We start from the raw sequence: 23,508 nt of genomic DNA, 5'->3' as shown, positions 1-23,508 counted from the left end.
TGAAAACTCCCACAATGGCACAATCAGATCTATGAGTGATGAAACCCCATGGCTGATTGTGGGGCTGGGAAATCCCGGCGCCCAGTATTCGCGCACCCGTCACAATGTCGGTCACATGGTGATCGATGCTCTGGCGGGACGATGCAGTGCGACCCTGACCGCACACAAGAGCGGGACGCACATGGCGAGTATCCGCCTGGGCATCAGACCAGGGGGCGCGCCAGGACCGCAAGTTCTCGTGGCCACATCCGATTCATACATGAATACGTCGGGTCGCTCGATCAGTGCGTTGGCTCGCTTCGCACACATAGCGCCCGACCGTATCCTCGTCATTCACGATGACCTCGACCTGCCCGAACACGACCTGCGTCTGAAATTTGACGGGGGAGAAGGCGGCCACAATGGCCTGAAATCGCTCAGTCAGTGTCTGGGGACGCGGGCTTACCACCGGTTGCGTGTCGGAATCGGCAGGCCTCCGGGCAGGCAGGACCCTGCAGACTACGTTTTGGCACAGCTTTCAGCGCGCGACCGCACTGAGTGGGACGTGACAGTGGAAAAGGCCGCTGACGTGATTGAAGACGTGGCACTAAACGGTTTCCCGGAGGCCCAACAGCGCCTGCATTCGCATAGCTCGCCGCAGTAAAATCCTTTGTGTTTGCGCCATCGCAGTGATTCCGCCCGCCCACTGAGCGCCCTCGCCACATGTACCCATCCCAGTGAAACATGAGGAAGATGTCATGAAATTGAACGGCTTGATGGACCTGATCGGAGCCGACCAGGCAGTTCAACAATTCGCCACTTCACTGTCACGGTCCCTGAGCGGCACCATCGTCGCCCCGCAAGGCATTCGACCCGGCATGTACGCCCTCGCATCGCGCGAAAGGCTCATTGACGAGGCGGACCCGTCCACCGTTGGACCTCTGATCATCATCACGGCATCGGGGCGAGAAGCCGAAAGGCTGACTGACGCATTGTCTGCATGGGTGCCGAATGTGGGCATGTTCCCCTCGTGGGAAACCCTGCCGCATGAGCGACTGTCACCCCAGGTGGACACGATGGCCCAACGTATCGCCATCTTGCGCCGGCTGACACACCCGGATCCAACCGACCCGGCGACCGCGCCACTGTCCATTGTTGTCATGCCGGTCCGCGCATTCCTCCAACCTGTCATCCACGGGCTGGCCGACCTGGAGCCGGTGCGCGTCAAAGTAGGGGACATGGTGGATCTGCCCAGCATGGTTGACCGTCTGACACAACTGGGATACGAACGCGTGGATATGGTGGAGGCACGCGGACAGGTCAGCGTCCGAGGCGGCATCCTCGACGTTTTCCCACCTCAGGAAGCACACCCTTTACGCGTCGAACTGTGGGGCGATGAGGTTGACGAGATTCGCTGGTTCTCCATGGCTGACCAGCGCACCCTCGGCGCAGCTACCGACGGCCTGTGGGCGGTGGCGTGTCGAGAACTCTTGCTAACCGACGAGGTCCGTGAAAAGGCACGCCATGCTGCTGACACCCTGCCGGGCGCGGCGCAGATTCTGGAACTGGCCAGTGAAGGGATCTACAGCGCAGGCCTGGAGTCTCTGGCCCCTGCTTTGGTGGAGCGCATGGACACCGTCCTTGACATCGCTCCCGAGAGCAGCGTGCTCATCATGGATGAGCCGGAGCGGGTGCGTGCCCGCGCAGCCGACCTTGTGTCAACCACCGAGGAATTCCTCCAGGCAGCATGGACCGCAGCGGCCGATGGTGGCACTGTTCCACTGGAAGCGCGCGACGCTTCGTTCCGTGACCTGGACGAAGTGTGGCAGGCTTCCGGACTTGCGCGGTGGGAGGTCTCCTCACTGGCGCCGGCAGAACTGGCCGATGCGCTGATCGCTGTCGAGGATGACCGAGGTGTGGATACGGACGACGAGCCGGGTGCTTTGCAGACCCACGAGGCGCACGCCGTGGTGGTCTCACCGACACTGATGGCAGTCGGTGCTCGAGAAGTACGCCCATATCGCGGTGACTTTGATCGAGCGTGCGCCGATTTGGCTGAGCTGTCACACGCCGGGTGGAACATGGTGGTGACCACTCAAGGCCCTGGGCCCGGGCGACGAATCGCCTCGATACTGAACGATGCGCACGTGCCGGCGCGAGTGGTAGAGGAGTTGACGCGCGCGCCTGAAGAAAGTGTCGTGCACGTGACGACCGCGCAAGCCGGCGCCGGGTTTGTAATGGCCGATCAGCACCTGGCAGTCCTTACTGAACAGGACCTGACTGGTCGCGTGGGAGCGACCACTCGCGATATGAGGAAGATGCCGTCGCGGCGCAGGAAGGGCGTCGATCCGCTGACACTGCACGCCGGCGACCTGGTTGTTCACGAACAGCACGGGATCGGACGCTTCCTCGAACTGGTCTCACGCACTGTGGGCAGGGGAGCGTCCGCCGTCACGCGCGACTACCTTGTCATTGAGTACGCTCCCTCGCGCAGGGGACAACCTGGGGACCGTCTGTTCGTGCCGACGAACTCGCTGGATCAGGTCTCCAAATACACGGGATCGGATCAGCCGACACTGACCCGGATGGGTGGGGCTGACTGGGCGAAGACCAAAGCCAAAGCTCGTAAAGCCGTCAAGGAAATCGCCGCTGAGCTGATCCGCCTGTACGCCGCGCGCCAGGCAACAAAAGGGCACGCGTTCAGCGCTGACACCCCCTGGCAGCGCGAACTTGAAGATGCGTTCCCATATGTGGAAACCCCTGATCAGCTCGTGACAATCGATGAAGTCAAAGCTGATATGGAAAAGCCCATGCCGATGGACCGGCTCCTGACAGGAGACGTGGGATACGGCAAAACCGAGATCGCTGTGCGCGCGGCGTTCAAAGCCATCCAGGACGGCAAGCAGGTTGCTGTGCTGGTTCCCACCACCTTGCTGGTCCAGCAGCACTATGACACCTTCAGCGCTCGCTATGCCGGTTTCCCCGTCACAATTGGGACACTGTCACGTTTTTCCACGCCGAAAGAAGCTGAAGAGGTCAAGGAGGCACTTGCGTCCGGTGGTATTGACCTGGTGATCGGCACACACGCCCTGCTGACGGGCACGGTCCGCTTCAAGGATCTGGGTCTAGTCGTCATTGACGAGGAGCAGCGTTTCGGTGTCGAGCATAAGGAGACACTCAAAGCGCTGCGCACTGATGTGGACGTGCTGTCCATGTCGGCAACACCTATCCCTCGAACACTGGAAATGGCGATTTCCGGTATCCGTGAAATGTCGATCCTGCAGACACCGCCAGAAGAGCGTCAGCCGGTTCTGACATTTGTGGGCGCATACACGGATGCGCAGGTTATCGCTGCAGTCCGGCGCGAGCTGCTGCGTGACGGGCAGGTGTTCTACGTCCATAACCGTGTCGAATCCATCAACACGGTGGCTGCTCACCTCAGCGAACTGGTACCCGAAGCGCGCATCCGTGTCGCTCACGGCAAACTGTCCGAACACGAACTTGAACGCGTCATCGTTGATTTCTGGAACCACGACTTCGACGTGCTGGTGTGCACGACAATCGTGGAAACCGGCCTGGATATTTCCAATGCAAACACCCTGATTGTGGACAGGGCTGACGCGTTCGGTCTGTCACAGCTGCACCAGCTGCGTGGCCGAGTGGGACGAGGGCGCGAACGCGCTTACGCTTACTTCTTTTACCCAGCTGACCGCACTCTTACCGAAACGGCCCATGAACGGTTGCGGACAATCGCCCAGTTCACGGATCTGGGCGCCGGGCTGCACGTTGCGCAAAAAGACCTCGAAATCCGCGGTGCCGGCAACCTGCTGGGTGGCGCGCAATCAGGTCATATCGAGGGCGTGGGGTTCGATCTGTACGTGCGTATGGTGGCTGACGCAGTGGCAACATTTAAAGGGGAGCGCCCCGCCGAACAGGTGGACGTGCGAGTGGATCTGGCCGTGGATGCGCATATTCCTGCCGAATATGTGACGAGCGAGCGCCTGCGGCTCGAGGTATACGCCAGGATTGCAGGCGTGAGCACGCCTGAACAGGAAAGCGATGTGCGCGATGAGCTGGCCGACCGATACGGCCCAATTCCTCCTCAGGTGGATTTGCTGTTCGACATTGCGCGACTGCGTGAGCGCCTGCGCCAGGTCGGTGTCGAAGAGGTCGCCACTCAGGGACGGTACATCAAGTTCGCACCCGTCGAACTTGCTGATTCACAGATGATGCGCCTGAAGCGGCTGCACGCTGGCGCAGTCATTAAGACTGCGGTGCGTCAGATCCTGGTTCCCATCCCAATGACCGCCCACATCGGTGGGCACCCCTTGGCAGACAGCGCCCTCATCGAGTGGACGCTGAATGTCGTTGACACGATCATCGTGCCTTTCGCCGCCTCATCAGAAGGCGGCGCCCCCGGCGTTAAAGACCGGTGATCACTCCCCGCGAACATAGAAGCCCGACACCTTGAAACGCCGAGTGGTCGCGTGCATGCGACCACTCGGCGCAAGTACCTGGGTGAGTCGTCCTCGTTCATAAGCGAGGGGAGCGGGACTTCTCACCCCCTGGTGCGGCACATCGGTCAACGTGACGTAGAATAGACACGCACAAGACCTAAGGAGGATCTCGGTGGCACAAAAACGGGGTATAGCTGGCTTCGTTGCAACTCTTGCCGGGCTGGCGCTCGTCATTACGGGATGTTCAGCTCACCCAGGCGCGGCGGCGCGAATCGGAGACCACAACATCAGCGAAGAAACCGTCACGGAAGTTGCCACTGCACTTCCCGATGTTGTGGCACAGCGAGTCAGTCGCGTGGATGCGCTCAGGCTCCTGACGACCAGCTATTTCCAGAATCGCATGGGACACGACAAAGACGTGACGTTTACTGACGACCAGGTTCTTGACCTCATGAAGCAAGTAGCTGCATCTCGTGGTCTTGAAGCCCCGGAAAATGTACCCGCCAGCGTCCTCGACGTCTTCAGAGGAGAGATGGTCCTGCAGCAGCTGCAGGTCGACGGCAATGATCTCCAGACGATCCAGCAGGAACTGGAACAGTACTACACGAAGGAAAAAATCGACATTAACCCGCGGTACTACACCGCCCAGGCGAACACAAAGCAGGCCAGCACGCTTGCCGACATCGTGACACCCGCAGATGTCAAGGCGCCGAAGAGCGACGGGGATGCATCGACTGACACAGACAGCCAAAGCGGCCATACCCACTAAAATTTAAAACGTGAGACATACCTCGATGCACGCTGCGCGGCTCACGCCGAATGAGGGACCAATGTCGCTCAAGTGCAGGTCAACACGTACACGTGAAGGTCACGAGCACGTTTTTCGAGCATCAGGGGTGTGTTTTACAACCGTTGCGTACTACTGTGAGACGCGACAGCTCCACGCACACAATCACGAAGGAGAATGACGTGGCAAGGATTGAGACAATCGGGGCACGCGAAATCCTCGACTCTCGAGGCAACCCGACCGTAGAGGTCGAGGTTCTGTTGGAGGACGGCACCGTTTCCCGCGCATCCGTTCCCTCCGGTGCATCAACCGGTGCCTTCGAGGCGGTCGAACGTCGCGATGGCGACAAGGATCGTTACATGGGCAAGGGCGTACAGGACGCTGTCGATGCAGTGACCGAGGTGATCGGCGCTGAGCTGATCGATGAGGACGCAACCGACCAGCGCGTCATCGACGAGGCCATGCTGGACCTCGACGGAACCGACAACAAGGGCAAGCTGGGCGCAAACGCCATCCTGGGTGTGTCGCTCGCAGTGGCCAAGGCTGCCGCAGAGTCTGCCGGACTGCCCCTGTACCGTTACCTGGGCGGCCCGAACGCACACGTTCTGCCTGTCCCGATGATGAACATCCTCAACGGCGGCTCTCACGCAGACACCAACGTGGATATTCAGGAATTCATGATTGCCCCAATCGGCGCTCCGACCTTCCGTGAAGCACTGCGCTGGGGTGCAGAGGTCTACCACACCCTCAAGGGCGTCATCAAGAGTCGTGGCCTGTCCACCGGCCTGGGTGACGAGGGCGGCTTCGCCCCCAACCTTGAGTCCAACTCGGCAGCACTCGACCTGATCGTGGAAGCCATCGAAAAGGCCGGTTACAAGCCGGGCGCAGACGTGGCACTGGCACTGGATGTTGCCTCCACCGAGTTCTTCGCTGATGGCATGTACCAGTTCGAGGGTGAAGGCCGCTCCACTGACTACATGGTGTCCTACTACGAGAAGCTCATCTCTGACTACCCGCTGGTCTCCATCGAAGACCCGTTGTCAGAAGACGAATGGGACGCATGGAAGTCACTGACCGCTCAGATCGGTGACCGTGTTCAGCTGGTGGGCGACGACCTGTTCGTCACCAACCCCGATCGCCTGCGCAAGGGCATCGAGATGAACGTGGCTAACGCACTGCTGGTCAAGGTCAACCAGATCGGCTCCCTGACCGAGACGCTGGATGCCGTTGAGGAAGCACACCGCAACGGATACCGCACGATGACCTCGCACCGCTCCGGCGAGACCGAGGATACGACGATCGCGGATCTTGCTGTTGCCACCAACTCCGGTCAGATCAAGACCGGTGCTCCGGCACGTTCAGAGCGTGTCGCCAAGTACAACCAGCTGCTGCGCATTGAAGAAGAGCTTGCTGAAGCAGCCGTGTACGCAGGTGCATCGTCGTTCCCACGCTTCAAGGCCTGAGAACACTGAAGCCCTGACGGCTTAGTTTTTTTAATGTGCGCCGAGTGGTCGCTTGCATGCGACCACTCGGCGCACAGCTGTTTCACGGGAGTATGACCAGAACGACTGTGACATGCCGCAAGCAGATCGCCCGGCTCGAAGTGTTTTAAGGCACGATGAGAACATGGCTGATTCGTCGCATCATGATCCGAGGCGCCCTCACGCGCCTCGTCGACGCACTTCTGGTGCGTCACGCCCCTCGTCGACGCCAGCCAGCCAGCAGCGTCGCTCTCGCCCAATCCGGCGATCCCATGGAGATCAAACGGATTCACATAGCGACAGCCAGATATCTACTCGGCCCTCTCTCGGCGCAGTAAACGACAGGGCAGATGAATCGCGTGAGTCGGGCGCCGAAGCGAGTCAGGATTCGCCGAAGGGCCGCTTCCATTCGGATCGCCTGCGCCGCATTGGCCTGGCGGGACCCCGCCTGAAAACAGGAAGCTCGGACTCTTCACGCTCAGCATCTGTCGCATCACGTTTTCGCCGGAACCGTCAACCGGACGCGGCGACGAAGACGAAGGAACGTAGTGGCGGACGGGGCGCAAAGACAGCACGCAGTGACGCTTCGTCGCGCAACATCTCTTTCGGCGGACTGACAATTTCGGTCCGATTCCTCGCAATCAGCATCATGGCTGCGCTGCTTGCTGTCCTACTCATTCCCTCCGCGTACCAATGGTTCAGGCAGAGCCAGGACCTGAAAGATATGCAGGTGCGTGTCGAACAGGCCAGGGAACGCAACGCCGAGCTTCACGAACAGCTCGACTTATGGAAGGACCCGACGTACGTGGCATCGCAGGCCCGCTCACGCCTCGGATATGTCCAGCCGGGAGAAACCCAGTACACGGTCAAGGACCCAGGGCCAGGATACGAGGATGCCTCCTCGCAGGAAAACGACAAACGAGGCCCGGATAAGCCGTGGATTCAGATTCTTGCCCAATCGGTCATCGATGCGGACAACCCTGAAGAAGCAACCCACGACGCCAAAGACCAGACTCCACTGAACTTCAGTCAATCAGGAGACGAGAAATGAACATCCACGGCAGCGACACTGACGCAAGGCAGTTGCCGGAGCTGTCGCCGGCCACCGAAAAGGACCTGGAAGTGGTGCGCGAGCAGCTCGGACGCTTGCCGCGTGGAGTGGATTCTATCGGCGCCAGATGTGTGTGCGGACGGCCCACCGTTGTCGTGACTCGCCCGCGCCTGGATGACGGTACGCCTTTCCCGACGACTTTCTACCTTACGTGCCCACCGATCGTGCGTGGATGCTCCACGCTGGAAGCAGAGCATGTGATGGAAGACCTCAATGAGTGGATCAGGATTGACGAGGACGCAGCCAGGCACTACCGCGATGCTCACAACTCCTATATCGCTTTTCGTCGGACGCTGGGTGAAGTGCCGGAGATCGACGGCGTATCTGCCGGTGGCATGCCAACTCGCGTGAAATGTCTGCACGCGCTTGTCGCGCACTCCCTCGTCGCAGGCCCCGGAGGCAACCCGGTGGGCGACAAAGCACTCGAAATCCTTGCCGAGCGCAATCTGTGGCAGTCTGACCGCTGCATGTGCTAGACGAGTCGCGACAATACGATGGCCTGCAGCGAGGCATCCACGCCGCCTTCAAACGTGACACAATGAGCGCCGTGACTATGACTGAACCAGAACAGCTGCGCCACCCTCGGCGTGTGGCAGCCATCGACTGCGGGACCAACTCAATCAGGCTCCTGATCGCAGACGTTGAGCGAGACGATACGGGATCTGTGCGGATGCGGGACATCACGCGCCTGATGCGGATCGTTCGTCTGGGCTACAACGTTGATAAGACAGGGCGTCTCGACCCCGACGCAATTGAACGCACGCTGGAAGCGGTGCGAGAATACGCGGAGCTTATTAAGCGTCACAATGTGGATTCCGTGCGTTTTGTGGCGACTTCGGCTAGCCGAGATGCGCAGAACCGCGATGTTTTTGTCGACGGGGTGCGTGAACTGCTCAACGTGGAGCCTGAAGTGGTGCCCGGCGAGGAAGAGGCCGCTTTGTCCTTTGCTGGAGCGATGAGCGCGTTGGATTCTCAGGCGAGGCGTCCGGCACTGGTGGTGGACATTGGTGGTGGCTCCACTGAGCTGGTCATCGGCACAACAGGCGTCGAACAGGCGATCTCGCTCAACATGGGGTCTGTGCGAGTGACGGAACGTTTCTTCGCGCACTGTGACTCTGAGCAGGGGATTGATCCGCAGGCCGAAGCCGAGGCCACCCGGTGGATCGACGAGCAGCTGGATCGTGCTGCCTCGGTCATTGATTTTGGCGCAGTGGGAACATTGGTGGGCGTCGCCGGCACGGTGACGACTATTGCCGCGCAGGCGCTGGGCTTGGATCGCTACATGCCTGAACGCATCCACGGTGCCGTGTTCACGATGGACGAGGGGGAACGCGCCATCCGCTTCATGATCGATCAGCCTGTCGACGTGAAAGCCGCCCTCGGCTTCATGCCGAAAGGACGCGAAGACGTGATCGCCGGCGGCGCACTGATCTGGTCCCGCATTTGTGCGCGAGTGGTCGCGTGTACGCGACCACTCGGCACAATCGATCGCTGGGTGACGTCCGAGCACGACATTTTGGACGGGATCGCCATGTCTCAGGTGAAGGAGTAGACGCTCAGCAGGTGTTCAGTTCGACGGCGGCGTAAACCGCGCAGTGCTGACCAAGTCTGGGTCTGTGCCGCGATCGCTCAGCGTCGGATCGCCGTGCTCGGACGTTCAGCGCTGATTTGATGCGTGCGCTCCACGGGCGCGCACGCTTGTACGCTGGTGCAGGGCAATAGCCCCCAACAACGCGGCAGCAAATGTACCGAGAATCACGCCGAAGCGAGCGTGGAACACTTCGGTTTCGCCCGGGAACGCAAGCCCGGCTACCAGCATCGCGACCGTGAATCCGATGCCGGCCAGCAGGCCGATCGCGGCAATGTCGGGCAGGTCCACTCCGTTGCCCAAGCACAGGCGGGTGTAGCGCGTCAGAATAGCGACCGACCCCCAGATGCCGATCAGCTTGCCCAGCGGCAGTGCGACTGCGACGGAAATAGTGATTGGGTCGGTCAGCGCTGCGCTCAGGCCACCCTCGCCACCCATGACGGGTACGCCAGCGGCGAAGAATGCGAAAACGGGAAGAGCCAGGCCCGCTGACCACGGGCTGAGCTTCTCATCAAACTCGTGAGTGAGCTGGCGGTTCCTGATGCGTTTGGCAGGCACAACCATGCCCAGGCAGACACCCGCGATCGTCGCGTGAACGCCGGAGTTTAGCATGAGTGCCCACGCCACCACAGCCAAAGGTATGAGCAGCCACCACTTGGTGATCTGGCGCTGCACCAGGAAACCAAAGACCACGATCGTCAGCAGTGCTCCGCCCAGCGCCAGCCAGTTCAGGCCAGATGAATAGAACACTGCAATGACGATGATGGCCAGCAGATCGTCGACGACTGCCAAAGTCAGCAGGAAGGTTCTCGCGGCAGGTGGGAGGCCTCGTCCAAAGATCCCCAGGAGTGCCACCGCGAAGGCAATATCAGTTGCAGTTGGCACGGCCCACCCGTGGAAGTGATCGGAACCAGTGATGGTTTGGATCAGCACATAGATGGTGGCAGGTCCGACCATGCCGAAAGCGGCCGCCAACATGGGCAGTGCCGCTTCCCGGATGTCACGCAGCGGTCCGGTCACAAAATCTGACTTCAACTCCAGGCCGACAACGAAGAAGAAGATGGTGAGCAGTCCGTCGGCCGCCCATTCGTGCACTGACAGATGCAGCCCGAGCGATTCAGGGCCAAATTCATAGTGCGAAATAGCGCTGTAGATCGGTTCCCAGGGGGAATTTGCCAGGAAGAGAGCGATGAGTGCAACGACAATGAGCAGCAAACCGGTTCGCGTCTCGTCAGCGAGGAGTCGCGGAATGGCTTGGAAAGCATTGCGAATACGGTGCCCCACACTCGCGTTCGACGAGGATGCATAAACTCGTTTGCGCGGCAGAGCTGACACCAAAATCGGCGGGCGCTGCTGAAGTCGCGCACCGGGGAAGTTGTGACGCGAACGATGCACAATCCCATCACTGCGATACGGGATTCGAGGCGTGTTGCGCTTTTCGCGTGTGGCTCCACCGGTGGAGGTAGTTTCTTCAGACGAGCCGAGAGTCATTCGTATCGAACCTTCCTTCGCGACGAGGAACCGCTGTGATGGAGATGTGGCTACCTTCGATCATAAGGCACAGGCAATGTGTGGGTAATGCGTTGTCGAGGCGTGGGCGCGGCTCGTGTGGGATGACGGCCGGAAGTGCGTGTAAACTAGGCACGCTGCCGTCACGAGCCATGAGCCAGGCTTGTGAGGTTGGCATGCCCCCATGGCCCAATTGGCAGAGGCAATCGACTTAAAATCGATGTGTTGTCAGTTCGAATCTGACTGGGGGTACGGAGTCGGGCACGCAAGCGGCAGAAATGATGCTCGCCGGGTCTTTGCCGGACGCGGCAGGTTCATTGACGAGGGAGTCCCATGCGAATTCTGACTCGGAAACTCTTCTGTGGAGAGCTGGCCTTGGATTGGTGAAGGGCGAGAGGCGCGCCGAAAGGGATCGCCAGATCTCGCTGTCGGCTCAATAAGAAAGACCCCGATGGGCTAGCGGTCGGGCCGCAAACGTGAAAACCTTAAGACAGGTAGTAGTGGGTCAGTCTGTTTCCGGCAACGCCTGTTCCCGGGGCGCGCTGGCCAGAAGGAGGCACAATGTCCAACCCCGTGTTGAAGAAGCTGGTGAAAGACGAGACGCGCTCGGCGCAGACCACTCCAGCTGGCTATCCAGGAATGCCAGGGTATGCCCCCGGCAACAGCGGATATACCAATTACCAGTCGCAGCAGTACGCTGATCCTTACGCCCATCAGGCTGGCGCTGGCGCTTCGGCCGGCACTGCAACGCAGCAGGGGTACCCTCGTTACCCTCAGCAGGCGGACCAGTTTGAGGAATTTGAGCAGCGTTACAACCAGCCGTCTGCTGATGCGGTGGATCGTGGCCGACTGACAATCGACGATGTCATCGTCAAGACCGGAATCCTTTTTGGGATTCTGCTTGTCGCAGCTGCCGGAGCATGGGCTGTCACGCGTGCCAACCCGTCGATGGGGCTTGGTTTGATGTTTGGCGGCCTGGCCGTCGGATTCGTGCTGGCTTTGATTATTTCGTTCTCACGTTCACCGAAGCCGGGACTGACGATGGTGTACGCAGCTGCTGAAGGCCTCGCGCTGGGCGGCGTGTCATCAGTCATGGAAATCGTGTATCCCGGGATCGTCCTTCAGGCGGTTGTGGGTACTCTGAGCGTTTTTGGCGTCACACTGGCTCTGTATGCGTCTGGCAAAGTTCGCTACTCATCGAAGATGGCCAGGTTTGCCATGATTTCTCTGTTCGGCATCATCACCTTCTCGATCGTGTCGTTCCTGCTCAACATCACCGGCGTGCTCGACTCGTCACTGCGCTCCATCACGGTTATGGGAATCCCGCTGGGGGTCTTCATCGGTGTCTTCTGCGTCTTCATCGGCGCGATTTGCCTGATTGGTGATTTCGAGGTGGCCAAGGTGGCCGTCGAGCAGGGGGCTCCTTCAAAGTTTGCCTGGACATGCGCATTCGGGCTGATGGTGACTCTCGTGTGGATGTATCTGGAGATTCTGCGCCTCCTGTCATACTTCCGCGAGTAGACTCGCTTTCATCATTACACGTCACAGTAAGGACAACGCACTATGGAAAACGTTCACGTCGAAGGCGAGTTTGGACGCAAGCCGACTGTCGCATTCACAGATGCACAGCCCTCCGATGAGCTGCTGATTGAAGTGCTGCGCGCGGGTGATGGCCAGGAAGTGGAGCCGGGCGACACGATTCAGTGCCATTACCTGGGCCAGGTGTGGAACGGACAGGTTTTTGACAACTCCTATGACCGAGGCCAGGCACTGAGCTTCCAGATCGGTGTGGGAATGGTGATCCGCGGATGGGATGATGGCCTGGTCGGGCAGCGTGTTGGCTCACGCGTCTTGCTGTCAATTCCGGCAGAATACGGGTACGGCGACCACGGGGTACCGCAGGCAGGTATCCAAGGTGGAGACACCCTGGTCTTCGTGACTGACATTCTGGGAGTGCACTAGCACCACCTTGAGGCATCATCGATACGTCTCAATTCACTGGGTCCTTGCGGACACATCCGCAAGGACCCTTTTGATTTAAAAGACTGAGACCTCGGCTGAGATCAGAGCGACCCGAGCAGCAGCGCCAGCTTCAGGAACGGGACTTCAGAACGGGGCACGCATAGCCCGTGCGTGAATGGCACTGATAACCATCGGGGTTCTTAAACAGGTAGCCCTGGTGGGAATCCTCTGCGAACCAGAACTGCCCGCCATCGGCCGCCGTCGCAATATGGGTGGTAATGGCTCCGAAGCCATGCTCACTGATTGTGTCGTGGTAGGCCTCGCGCGTGCGCACGGCAAGGTCGTACTGCTCATCAGTGGTCGTCCAGATCGCCGAATGGTACTGATGGCCAATATCGCCGCCCTGACGGTCCCCCTGCGTGGGATCGTGAATTTCAAAAAACGTGGCAATGATCTGGCCGGTGGAAATCTTCGACGTGTCATACACGACGCGCACAGTCTCGAGATGCCCGGTTCCGCCGGCACACACCTGCTTGTAAGTTGGATGATCAGCATGCCCGCCCATGAAGCCGACGGCAGTGGCCACAACCCCCGGTGTTTCCCAGAAAATCTTTTCGACTCCCCAGTAGCAGCCAGCAGCGAAATAGATCAGCTCCTGGCCCTCTCCAGGTTCCATATCCAGCGGAGTTCCCAGGACAACGTGACGGTTCGGATCATCATGCACATTGATGGCGTTGTGGAACTCAAACATTGTGGCTCGCTTTCTCTTGGTGCCGATATTGTCTCATTGCCGTACGCAAATGCCCACCCGCTTCCCCTTAATTGCGCTGAGAGCATGAATGTCGCGTAGACTATCGTGCGACATTTAACCTGCGCTTCACGCTGTCCTCGCACACATCTCGCGATGAGAACCGTCTCTAACTGGCACGTGCCGCCTCGGATCAGGGGCACCGTGCATATTTGACGAGGTGGGCCACGCTCGCCCCGCGACGCGAACTGCGCCAGCCAGATGCAGGTTGACTGTTGACGCTCCACTGAAAGTGAGGATCACCATGGCGCAAAGCCACGACACGCGGTATACCGAACGGCTGAATAACTGGATGGGCAAATGGCCACGACGCCGCTCCCATTCATCGTCTCGCGACCACGACGAAGTCGTGAGCTTCCATGAGCCTGATGTCTCGCCTCGGTCTCGTGACGCAAGCGAGGGCGTGACATGGTCTGTGCGTGTGGCTGCAGCATGGTCGTGGCGCCTCCTGATCATTATCGCTGCCGTTGCCGTCGTGGCGTGGGGAGCGGTCCAACTGTCCCTGATTGTCTTTCCGGTTGCGATTGCCGTCCTTCTGACAGTCCTGCTGGAGCCGCTGGTGCGCTTCCTGCACGTCAAGGTTCGCCTTCCGCAGACAGCCGCAGCTGCCACCGGATTGGTCGTCGCCCTCCTCGTCGTCGTGACAATCATCGCTGGAGCCGCCGGACAACTCATCCGGCAGGTCCCATCCCTTGTCTCCAAAGCCTCCCAAGGCCTCGATAAAGCGGTCGAATGGGTATCTAACGGCCCGTTCGGACTTGAGACGGCCACCATTGAACAGGGCATCGAGACAATCCGCACAGAAGTCACCCAGTTCTTGAGCGCACACTCCTCGGCCCTCGCAACAGGCGCACTGAGCCTGACGAGCTCTCTTGCGTCAGTTCTAACCGGATCCCTCATTATGTTGTTCTGCCTGTTCTTCTTCATGCGCGAAGGCAGGCGGATCTGGCTGTGGGTGGTGCGCCTGTTCCCGGCGCCAGCGCGCCGCCCGGTCCACGAATCAGCGATCCGCGGATGGGTCACCCTGTCGGCATACGTGCGCACGCAGATCAAAGTTGCCGCAATTGATGCAATCGGTATCGGTATCGGTGCGTGGGCACTGGGCGTGCCGATGGCGATCCCCATCACCGTGCTTGTCTTTTTCGGCTCGTTCATCCCGATCGTTGGCGCCCTGGTGTCTGGAACCATTGCCGTCCTCGTTGCCCTGGTGGATCAGGGTGTGGCGCGCGCACTGTTCATGCTGCTGATCATCCTCGCCGTCCAGCAGATCGAAGGTAATATTCTGCAGCCCTGGCTCATGTCCTCTGCAGTATCCCTGCACCCAGTCGCCGTCCTGCTGGTTGTGGCAGGTGCCGGCGCGGTCGCCGGCATTCCCGGCGCTCTTTTCGGCGTGCCGATCGCAGCATTCCTGAACTCAACGTTCCTTTACCTGCACGGATATGACCCCATACCCGCCCTTCGCGATCAGGAGGACAGACCTGGAGGCCCGCCAGGAATGCTGGATGAGATGGTCGCGCAGTCCTATGCCTCTGATGATGACGAAGACGGTGACGGCATCAAGGACAACAAGAACGAAGCCGTCAAGTCAGATTCAGACGAGGATACTTCCCATAGCGGCAGCCACGCTGACGCTCACGATTCTCACGCTGACGATGATCGAGCGCAGGGTGACAGCAACGAAATTGCTGCGGCCCGGGGTGGATCATCCAGCGACGAGGGCGACCCAGCAGGCTCATCCTCCTCAACGCGGTGAGCTGACGCCTCGAGCAAGCGTTGATGCGCTCGGCGATCACGCTGAGCCGGCATCGACGCGGTGAACCAAAACTCTAATTAAACGTTCACTCGCAGGCTGGCAGGTGCATGCGCGTGGGCCCTTCATATAGCAAACTCCCCGAAAGAGACGGTTGAACACAGTCAGCCGCTCTTTCGGGGAGCACCCGTCTGGAGAGTAATTATCCTTCTTGTCCGTAAGGCACACACTCGAGAATTTCAACCTCGATGGTCTTACCGTTGGGCGCCTCATAGGTCAGCTTGTCGCCAGGCTTATGTCCCATCACCGCTGCACCCAGCGGTGCGCGAGCGGAGAACACCTGGATACCCAGATCGCCGCCGGCATCGCGTGAGCCGAGCAGGAACTTCTGCTCACGGCCAGCCACCGTTGCAGTGACGACCATTCCAGGCTCCACCACGCCATCGTTGGCGGGAGTTTCTCCCACCTCCGCATGCTCGAGCATCTCCTGAAGTGCGAGGATACGCGTTTCGTTCATGGACTGCTCATTTCGGGCAGCATGGTAGCCGCCGTTCTCCCTCAAATCGCCTTCCTGGCGAGCCGCATCGATCAGTTTGGCGATCTCCGGGCGACGCTGCTCGATTCTCTCAGTCAGCTCTGCCTTGAGGGCATCATATTGGGCTCGTGTCAGCCACTGAGTGTCCGCCATGGTTCCTTCCTTTCAATGAAAAAGTCCGGCACCGTGGTGTGGTGCCGGAGCGACAAAACGATGAACTGGGGTCAGTGTAACAATAAGAGCGACTAAAGCCATATCCAAAGCGGCGAAAGTCTCGTTTTCATCTCCGGACGAAACGGCGCATGGGCCACCCTCGTCAATGATGACAAAACAATCAACGCCGCTGGTGGCACACGCTTAAGCAGTCAGGACCGCGATGTACACGGCGACGCATTGACACGCCCACGCCAGGATCGTGAACGAGTGGAAGATCTCATGGAAACCAAACCACTTGGGCGAGGGATTCGGCCATTTCGTCGCATAGACGAGGGCACCCAGTGTATACAGCAAACCACCTGCAATGACGAGCCACACGACGGCGGGGCCACCACCAGACCACAGAGCGGGCAGATACCATATGGCGGTCCAGCCCAACACAACGTACAGCAGCGTTGCCAGCCAGCGGGGCGCTGCCGGCCACAACAGGTTAATGAGAATGCCTGCGATGGCACCTGTCCACACGATCGAGAGCAGAACAACCTGATCATGCGGGGACAGGAGGGCGACAGCCAGCGGTGTGTAGGTGCCGGCGATCAGCAGGAAAATGTTTGAATGGTCGAGTCTGCGCCATAGCGTCTCCCATTTGGGAGCCCAGTAGAAACGGTGGTAAAGCGCCGAGATGCCGAACAGGATGAGCGATGCGGCAAGGTAGACAGCCGAGGCCCATGTAGTCGCTGTGGTAGGTGCCAGGCACACGAGAACGATCGAGGCGGCCAGTGACAGGGGAGTGGCGACCAGATGGAGCCATCCGCGAAAGTGCGGCTTGACGCTAATGAGCTGTTCTGGAACCCACTGGGTGGGGTGAATAGATGCAATCTTCATGTCTGACATCTCTCCTTACCGAACTCGCATTCTCGCAGGGACAGTGACGCGTTGGTGGGGGCCGCGGGGCGCCGCGGTGGCGCTGTGATGGGGCCGTGATGACCACCCCGCCCTCTTCCCTACGATACCGTAAGTTAGGTAGTGGGACCGCCACAATCTCCATAGGCGAAATCCACGGGGCAATCCTTCGCCCTCTGAGTTCGAGGCGTGAGGTATACAGTTGGTGCAAGAACATATGGGAGGTCCCGATGGCGCAATGGAATTTGCTCTACGACCTGTATGAACGGCGAGTACGCTCTGAAATCGCTCATGGGTCGATTCCCCGTCACGTCGGGGTCATCTTGGATGGAAACCGCCGCTGGGCGCGTTCCATTGGAACCACAGCGTCTCACGGTCACCGCGCCGGTGCCGGGAAAATTGCAGAATTTTTGGAGTGGGCCGAAGAGGTCGGAGTTGAGATCGTCACGCTATGGATGCTCTCTACCGACAATCTGGAGCGCGATCAGCATGAGATCGACGAGCTTTTTGACATTATTGGGCAGGCCGTGCGCGCCTTGGCCGCTCAGCGTCGCTGGAAAATCGGTGTTGTCGGTGATTTGTCACTGCTCAGCGAGGATCTTGCCGACGAGTTGCGCAGCGCCCAGGACGCGACGAAAGATATGGATGGCCTGAGCGTCAACATCGCGGTTGGCTACGGCGGGCGTCATGAGATTGCTGATGCGGTGCGCTCTTTGCTGCGAGATGCGGCTGCTCAGGGGCGCACGCTGGAAGAAGTTGCTGATTCGCTCACTGACGAGGACATCACGAATCATCTGTACACCAAGGGGCAGCCTGATCCGGACCTTGTGATTCGCACCTCGGGTGAGCAGCGGCTGTCCGGCTTTATGATCTGGCAGAGTGTTCACACCGAGTTGTACTTCTGTGAGGCGTACTGGCCTGACTTCCGACGCGTCGATTTTCTGCGCGCGCTACGCTCCTATGCGCAACGTGAACGGCGTATGGGGCGTTGATTGCGCGCAGGCGAGCTAGTCGTTCAGCTCCGACTCGCTCAGCTCCGACAGCCACGGTGGGTTGGCGCCGGCACGCGAAACAGTGATATCTGAAATTCGTGAGGCTCGCGTCAAAATCTTCATTGCGGTCGCCTCGTCAAGGGTCCGCAACGCTTCGCGCGCGTCAGCCCCCACGAGGCCAAGACCCCACAGTGCGTCAATAATGCCGCCGGTGAACGAATCACCCGCGCCGACAGTATCAACCACTGGGATATCAGCAGGGGTGGCCGCGCACTGCATGCCACTCACTGAACGAGCCATGGCACCCTTGCTTCCGCGGGTGACGATGACAAGCGACGGGCCAAGTCCGAGCCAATCAGACACGACCTCGTCCAGTGGTGCATCATTCGTCAGCCATGCGATGTCTTCATCTGAGACCTTCACGATGTCGGCTGCACGCACGAAGTCGAGGATCGTGTCGATCGATTCTTCCGGTGAGCCCATAATGTCGGGGCGGATATTCGGGTCGTAGGTGACGATGGCCTGATCGTGTGCGCGGTGCAGCGCGTCAAGAATGGCGGGGCCACCTGGCTGAATAACAGCGGAAATCGACCCGGCATGCACGATTTGGGCATGGGGAGAAACAGGGATAGGCGTGCGCGGAGCCCACTCAATATCGAAGGTGTAGGTCGCGGCACCTCGCTCATTCAGCGTGGCAGTTGCCGTCGTTGTGCGTGTTGCGCCGAAAGATTCCAGTGGAATATAGACGTGGGAGTCGCGGAAGTGTTCAGCCACTGTCCGCCCTCGTTCATCGCGGCCCAGCCACGTTTCCAGCACAATCGGACGACCCAGGCGACCCAGTGTCATCGCCGTGTTTGCGGGAGAGCCGCCGGGTGTCTCCACAACATCATCGGGGCGGTCGGGGCGGTGCAGAATATCCACGAGGGACTCGCCGATGGCGAGGATATGCGGGGCAGACAAGATATCCATTGAAACTTCCTGACTGGTGACGTACACGCTTCTGTGCGGGTGCGCCCGAACTGGTGGGGAAGAGCGCACGAGTGCGTTCTGTGCTTAGCCTATCGAATGTGGGTATGCAGCGGAAATTGGCAACGCCTGCAGACTCCATTGTCGAGGAGAACGGGGCGGAGTGCGGTCATGTGGCGCCAGGGGCGGTGTGCGCTCGAGCGGTGCCAGGGACGGTGTGCGCTCGGGCGGTGCTAGAGGCGACGTGACCGCGAGTGGTCGCCTACCTGAAAGCGCCGTCTGCTTGTTCAGATGAGCCGCTCGCATCGTCGTGTGGCTGGTCTGAGGCGTCTGCCTGTTCAAGGCGGGATTGAGCCTGGTCCAGGATCGTGCGGCAGCGCGTGGCGAGAGCTTCACCTCGCTCCCACAGCTGAAGGGTTGCTTCGAGGGGAGCCTTGCCTGATTCAAGAACACCGACGATCTCAACGAGTTCATCGCGTGCCTGCTCGTATCCCATAGTGGAGGCATCCGGCCGGTTCTCCACAGGTGAGGTGCCATTCTGGCTCATAAACTTTTCCTTCCCAGTTTTCTTGTGTGTGCCGAGTGGTCGCGTGCACGCGACCACTCGGCACAATGAACAAAGCTTTGCGCATTAATTGGCGAGGGGATCATCTTCTGATGCGGAGGTATCCGAGGTAGCAGGAGTGAAGCCGAACACTTGAGCGACCAGTCGGCCCGACGCTAAGACGCCCTCAAGTAAATCGCCTTTCGCTATCTGATCAGTGGAGCGAATCAGATCTCCACCCGGCGTGCGCAACAGGGCATACCCGCGATCCAACGTTGCCTGAGGGGACAGAGCCCTCAACGTGCCGATCGCTCGAGCCAACCCCGTTTGCTCGCGGGACAGCATTCGCGACAGCGCCACTGACAGACGGCCGCGCAAACCGTCCACAACCTGCACGTGGCGCTCGACAATCGCCCTTGGCTCGACCATCACTGGACGCGACGTGACCAACGAGAGACGCTCGCGCTCCCTGCCCACCACGCGCGCAACCGCAGAACGCATGCGCGAGGCGGCCTGAGTCAGCCCAGCAGTCTCCTGCGCCAAATCCGGCACGACACGGCGGGCCGCATCCGTCGGCGTGGACGCACGAAAATCAGCAACCAGATCCAGCAGAGGAGCGTCGGCCTCGTGCCCAATGGCTGAAACAAGCGGTTTACGAATCGTTGCCGCAGTACGCACCATCGTCTCATCAGAAAACGGCAAAAGGTCCTCGACCGAGCCGCCACCACGGGCCACTACGATGACATCAACATGGCTCAGCCCGTCCAGCTCAGTCATCGCCGCGCACACCTCCCGCACCGCGTGCACGCCCTGAACAGCAACTTCACGAATCTCAAAGCCGATCGCAGGCCAGCGCGCGCTCGCGTTGACCACGACGTCATCTTTTGCCTTGGCGTTGCGGCCACACACCAAACCAATCACCTTCGGGGCGAACGGCAGCGGGACTTTGCGTTCGGGAGCAAACAGGCCCTCGGCCGAAAGCTTGCGGCGCAGCATCTCAATCTGCGCGAGCAAATCGCCCAGTCCCTGCAGATGGATCTCCTCAGCCCGCAGATTGAGCGTCCCGCGCTTCTCCCAAAACACAGGAGTCGCACGAATCACCACGCGCGCCCCTTCTTCAAAGCCCGGGCCGGTGCGGTCCAGTACCGAAGGGAACGCGGTCACAGTCATGGATGTATCCGCTTGCACGTCACGCAGCACGAAAAACGCCATACGAGTGCCAGGTCGCGGCTTGTATTCCACGATCTGGCCTTCAACCCACAGTGTCGACATCTTTTCGACATAGGTCTTGATGTTCTCAGTAAGCAGTCGCAGAGGCCATGGGTTCTCCCTCGTCGTCATCGCTGCCTTGGGGGCGAGCGTGCGCGCACCGGGCTGGCCCGCGTTCATTGACGAGGGTGGCCGGCCGCTTCCGGGCTGGCGTCCATCTGGCATATGCGGAGGCTGTGAAAATGACACGATCCAAGGATGTCACATCACACGACGATGCGGACGGTGGAGCGCTGCCGTGACGTGGGATTCATTACGCTGAGGATGTCAATAGGTGTCATAGACGTTAGATTGGACGTATGAATCAGGACGCCGCTGCGCATCGCGCATCTCCCGTGTCGCTTCCGTCGCCCTCGTTCCCACGGCCGCCGCAAGATGATGGTGGGGCCGGATCAGGCCAGGACCAGACGCCTGAAGGCGGGCGCGTGCTCGTCGCTGCGCCGCGTGGGTACTGTGCGGGCGTGGACAGAGCGGTCGACGTCGTGGAGAAAGCGCTCGAACTGTACGGGCCGCCTATCTACGTGCGCAAAGAGATCGTTCACAATAAATACGTGGTGGAAACTCTGTCTGAGCGCGGCGCGATTTTCGTGCAGGAAGTCGACGAAGTTCCCGAGGGAGCTCGGGTCGTGTTTTCCGCGCACGGAGTGTCACCGCAGGTGGTGGCCGCAGCGCAGGAGCGTCACCTCGCCACTATCGATGCGACGTGCCCGCTCGTGACGAAAGTGCATCGCGAAGCGGTGCGTTTTGCGCGCGAAGACTATGACATTATCCTGGTGGGCCATCAGGGGCACGAGGAAGTCGAGGGGACGTTTGGTGAGGCTCCCGACCATATTCAGGTCGTTGGATCGCCTGACGAGGTTGACTCGGTGACGGTGCGTGACCCCTCGCGCGTGGTATGGATTTCGCAGACCACGCTCTCTGTTGACGAGACGCGGCAGACGGTTGACCGGCTGCGTGAACGATTCCCGGAGCTGACGGATCCTCCCAGTGACGATATTTGCTATGCGACGCAAAACCGGCAAGTTGCAGTGAAGTCGATTGCGCCTGACGTTGATGTCATGATCGTGGTGGGATCGGCGAATTCGTCGAATTCTGTGCGGCTGCTGGAAGTTGCGCTGGATGCCGGTGCCGGTTCAGCTCATCGTGTTGACCGAGCAAGTGAGCTGCGCGAAGAATGGTTTGAAGGTGCTCAGACGGTTGGTGTCACATCGGGTGCGTCCGTGCCGGAAGTGTTGGTGCGAGACGTCATCGCGTGGCTGAAAGAACGCGGCTTGACGCACGTTGAGCAAGTGCGCACCGAAACCGAGACGACAACGTTTGCATTGCCGCGTAATTTGCGTATGGAGCTCAAGAAGTCGGGGCTGATCGATGCGCGCCCGCACGCGCCGCGGCAGTCAGGTGCGAACCACACGCATTGACGGTGACGCCCGGTGCAACGAAGGCGCGAGACGCTGCTGACTCACCACAAGATATCTGCGCGAATTTTCTGCTGTGTGCCGAGTGGTCGCTTGCACGCGACCACTCGGCACACACATGAATGAGGCGCAGGACACGGCTTTCCGCATACGCGCACAGGAATGCCTACAATAGGGCACGTGTCTTTGACTATTGGAATTGCGGGACTGCCCAACGTCGGCAAGTCGACCCTCTTTAACGCCCTGACGCGCGCATCAGCGCTCGCAGCGAACTACCCCTTCGCCACGATCGAACCAAACGTGGGAGTGGTACCGCTGCCTGATCCTCGTCTGGACGTTCTAGCAAAAATGTTCAACTCAGAAAAGATCATTCACGCCACCGTCTCATTCGTTGATATTGCGGGCATCGTGCGTGGCGCCTCTGAAGGCGAAGGCCTGGGCAACCAGTTTCTTGCCAACATTCGCGAGGCAGACGCAATCTGCCAGGTCACACGCGCATTCGACGACCCCGACGTTGTCCACGTCGAAGGCAAAGTTGATCCGGCCAGTGACATTGAGACCATCTCAACAGAACTGATCCTTGCTGATATTCAGACCCTTGAAAAGCAAATCCCTCGCCTCGACAAAGAGGTCAAGGGTAAGAAAACAGATCCGGCAGTTCTGGCGACGGCGAAAGCCGCCCTCGAACTTCTTGAACAAGGCACCGTACTATCCGGGCCCGAGGGAGCAGCGCTCGACCAGGATGCCCTTAAATCGTTCCAGCTGATGACGGCGAAACCGTTTATCTATGTCTTCAATATGGATTCCGAGGGGATGGCAGATCGCGCCAAGCAGGATGAACTGCGCGCCCTCGTCGCACCCGCTGACGCCATTTTCCTGGACGCCCAATTCGAGTCCGAACTCATTGAACTTGACGAGGATGACGCCCGCGAAATGCTCGAAGAGTCAGGGCAAGCAGAATCTGGCTTGGATCAGCTGGCGCGCGTGGGATTTAGCACCCTCGGACTGCAAACATTCCTCACCGCTGGTGACAAGGAATCACGGGCATGGACGATTCACCAGGGAGATACCGCCCCCGAAGCTGCCGGCGTCATCCACACCGACTTCCAGAAAGGTTTCATTAAAGCCGAGGTCGTTAGCTACGACGAGCTGGTTGAACTGGGCTCGATGGCGGAGGCGCGCGCTCACGGGCGGGTGCGTATGGAAGGCAAAGACTACGTCATGCAGGACGGTGACGTGGTCGAATTCCGGTTCAACGTGTGAATAGAGTGGTCTCTGCGCACGTCGGATTCTCAC

At 59.8% G+C, this 23,508-nt stretch carries 21 protein-coding genes and 1 tRNA gene; 15 read left to right on the top strand and 7 right to left on the bottom strand.

All coding sequences use genetic code 11. The features are described 5' to 3' along the window. The first annotated feature begins 31 nt into the window (after positions 1–31). From pth to BLT69_RS07355, 8 genes are all read left to right on the top strand, one after another. Complete coding sequence (gene pth, locus BLT69_RS07385; protein ID WP_092648745.1) at positions 32–643, top strand: aminoacyl-tRNA hydrolase; 612 nt, start codon at positions 32–34, stop codon at positions 641–643. Between the two features lie 94 nt (positions 644–737). Further along, positions 738–4,415 (top strand): transcription-repair coupling factor, encoded by a 3,678-nt coding sequence (mfd, locus tag BLT69_RS07380; protein WP_092648744.1) that lies wholly within the window; start codon positions 738–740, stop codon positions 4,413–4,415. A gap of 193 nt (positions 4,416–4,608) precedes the next feature. Then, the gene (locus BLT69_RS07375) at positions 4,609–5,205 is read left to right on the top strand and encodes a hypothetical protein (RefSeq protein WP_092648743.1); all 597 of its coding nucleotides are present in this window, start codon (positions 4,609–4,611) and stop codon (positions 5,203–5,205) included. 200 nt (positions 5,206–5,405) lie between these two features. Next, a complete protein-coding gene (gene eno / locus BLT69_RS07370; RefSeq protein WP_058237087.1) occupies positions 5,406–6,686 on the top strand; it encodes a phosphopyruvate hydratase in 1,281 nt (426 codons plus the stop codon). A gap of 155 nt (positions 6,687–6,841) precedes the next feature. Continuing rightward, the gene (locus BLT69_RS10830; protein WP_157843515.1) at positions 6,842–7,042 is read left to right on the top strand and encodes a hypothetical protein; all 201 of its coding nucleotides are present in this window, start codon (positions 6,842–6,844) and stop codon (positions 7,040–7,042) included. Positions 7,043–7,353: 311 nt separating this feature from the next. Then, the gene (locus BLT69_RS10825; protein ID WP_157843514.1) at positions 7,354–7,755 is read left to right on the top strand and encodes an FtsB family cell division protein; all 402 of its coding nucleotides are present in this window, start codon (positions 7,354–7,356) and stop codon (positions 7,753–7,755) included. Further along, positions 7,752–8,291 (top strand): DUF501 domain-containing protein, encoded by a 540-nt coding sequence (locus tag BLT69_RS07360; protein ID WP_092648742.1) that lies wholly within the window; start codon positions 7,752–7,754, stop codon positions 8,289–8,291. The genes BLT69_RS10825 and BLT69_RS07360 overlap by 4 nt, the downstream gene beginning before the upstream one ends. A gap of 77 nt (positions 8,292–8,368) precedes the next feature. Further along, the gene (locus BLT69_RS07355) at positions 8,369–9,367 is read left to right on the top strand and encodes a Ppx/GppA phosphatase family protein (protein WP_092648741.1); all 999 of its coding nucleotides are present in this window, start codon (positions 8,369–8,371) and stop codon (positions 9,365–9,367) included. Between the two features lie 105 nt (positions 9,368–9,472). Here the strand turns inward: BLT69_RS07355 and nhaA are convergent, their stop codons facing one another. Beyond that, a complete protein-coding gene (gene nhaA / locus BLT69_RS07350; RefSeq protein ID WP_092648740.1) occupies positions 9,473–10,894 on the bottom strand; it encodes a Na+/H+ antiporter NhaA in 1,422 nt (473 codons plus the stop codon). Positions 10,895–11,090: 196 nt separating this feature from the next. Between nhaA and BLT69_RS07345 the strand changes: the two genes are divergently transcribed. The 3 genes from BLT69_RS07345 (at position 11,091) to BLT69_RS07335 (ending at position 12,874) form a co-directional block, all read left to right on the top strand. Further along, positions 11,091–11,164 (top strand) — tRNA-Leu (locus tag BLT69_RS07345). Positions 11,165–11,473: 309 nt separating this feature from the next. Beyond that, positions 11,474–12,433: a Bax inhibitor-1/YccA family protein gene (locus BLT69_RS07340; protein ID WP_092648739.1), complete on the top strand. Its 960-nt coding sequence runs from the start codon at positions 11,474–11,476 to the stop codon at positions 12,431–12,433. A 42-nt stretch (positions 12,434–12,475) separates the two neighbouring features. Beyond that, positions 12,476–12,874, top strand: coding sequence for an FKBP-type peptidyl-prolyl cis-trans isomerase (locus tag BLT69_RS07335; protein WP_058237082.1), 399 nt, complete (start codon positions 12,476–12,478; stop codon positions 12,872–12,874). 130 nt (positions 12,875–13,004) lie between these two features. On the opposite strand, the gene msrA is transcribed toward BLT69_RS07335, so the two are convergent. Continuing rightward, positions 13,005–13,625, bottom strand: a complete 621-nt coding sequence (msrA, locus tag BLT69_RS07330) for a peptide-methionine (S)-S-oxide reductase MsrA (RefSeq protein ID WP_092648738.1) — start codon at positions 13,623–13,625, stop codon at positions 13,005–13,007. A gap of 301 nt (positions 13,626–13,926) precedes the next feature. Here msrA and BLT69_RS07325 point away from each other — a divergent pair, with 301 nt between their 5' ends. Continuing rightward, positions 13,927–15,435: an AI-2E family transporter gene (locus BLT69_RS07325; RefSeq protein ID WP_070725729.1), complete on the top strand. Its 1,509-nt coding sequence runs from the start codon at positions 13,927–13,929 to the stop codon at positions 15,433–15,435. Between the two features lie 199 nt (positions 15,436–15,634). On the opposite strand, the gene greA is transcribed toward BLT69_RS07325, so the two are convergent. Then, positions 15,635–16,120, bottom strand: a complete 486-nt coding sequence (greA, locus tag BLT69_RS07320) for a transcription elongation factor GreA (RefSeq protein WP_058237079.1) — start codon at positions 16,118–16,120, stop codon at positions 15,635–15,637. A gap of 204 nt (positions 16,121–16,324) precedes the next feature. Beyond that, positions 16,325–17,008 (bottom strand): PAQR family membrane homeostasis protein TrhA, encoded by a 684-nt coding sequence (gene trhA / locus BLT69_RS07315; RefSeq protein WP_092649124.1) that lies wholly within the window; start codon positions 17,006–17,008, stop codon positions 16,325–16,327. Positions 17,009–17,256: 248 nt separating this feature from the next. Between trhA and BLT69_RS07310 the strand changes: the two genes are divergently transcribed. Further along, entirely contained in the window at positions 17,257–18,018 is a 762-nt protein-coding gene (locus BLT69_RS07310) for an isoprenyl transferase (protein ID WP_058237078.1), read from the top strand. A gap of 15 nt (positions 18,019–18,033) precedes the next feature. Here the strand turns inward: BLT69_RS07310 and BLT69_RS07305 are convergent, their stop codons facing one another. The 3 genes from BLT69_RS07305 to xseA all read right to left on the bottom strand — a co-directional run bounded on the left by BLT69_RS07305 (position 18,034) and on the right by xseA (position 20,917). Continuing rightward, entirely contained in the window at positions 18,034–18,987 is a 954-nt protein-coding gene (locus BLT69_RS07305; protein ID WP_092648737.1) for a PfkB family carbohydrate kinase, read from the bottom strand. 259 nt (positions 18,988–19,246) lie between these two features. After that, positions 19,247–19,531, bottom strand: coding sequence for an exodeoxyribonuclease VII small subunit (locus tag BLT69_RS07300; protein WP_058237076.1), 285 nt, complete (start codon positions 19,529–19,531; stop codon positions 19,247–19,249). 84 nt (positions 19,532–19,615) lie between these two features. Next, positions 19,616–20,917: an exodeoxyribonuclease VII large subunit gene (gene xseA, locus BLT69_RS07295; protein WP_092648736.1), complete on the bottom strand. Its 1,302-nt coding sequence runs from the start codon at positions 20,915–20,917 to the stop codon at positions 19,616–19,618. Between the two features lie 179 nt (positions 20,918–21,096). Here xseA and BLT69_RS07290 point away from each other — a divergent pair, with 179 nt between their 5' ends. Both BLT69_RS07290 and ychF read left to right on the top strand, forming a co-directional pair. After that, the gene (locus tag BLT69_RS07290; protein WP_082628558.1) at positions 21,097–22,215 is read left to right on the top strand and encodes a 4-hydroxy-3-methylbut-2-enyl diphosphate reductase; all 1,119 of its coding nucleotides are present in this window, start codon (positions 21,097–21,099) and stop codon (positions 22,213–22,215) included. A gap of 177 nt (positions 22,216–22,392) precedes the next feature. After that, positions 22,393–23,475, top strand: a complete 1,083-nt coding sequence (gene ychF, locus BLT69_RS07285) for a redox-regulated ATPase YchF (protein WP_092648735.1) — start codon at positions 22,393–22,395, stop codon at positions 23,473–23,475. Positions 23,476–23,508: the final 33 nt, after the last annotated feature.

Origin of the sequence: Schaalia radingae, assembly GCF_900106055.1 — a bacterium.
In the GTDB taxonomy this organism is placed as follows: domain Bacteria; phylum Actinomycetota; class Actinomycetes; order Actinomycetales; family Actinomycetaceae; genus Pauljensenia; species Pauljensenia radingae_A.
This window is presented reverse-complemented; position numbering and strand designations above follow the sequence as displayed.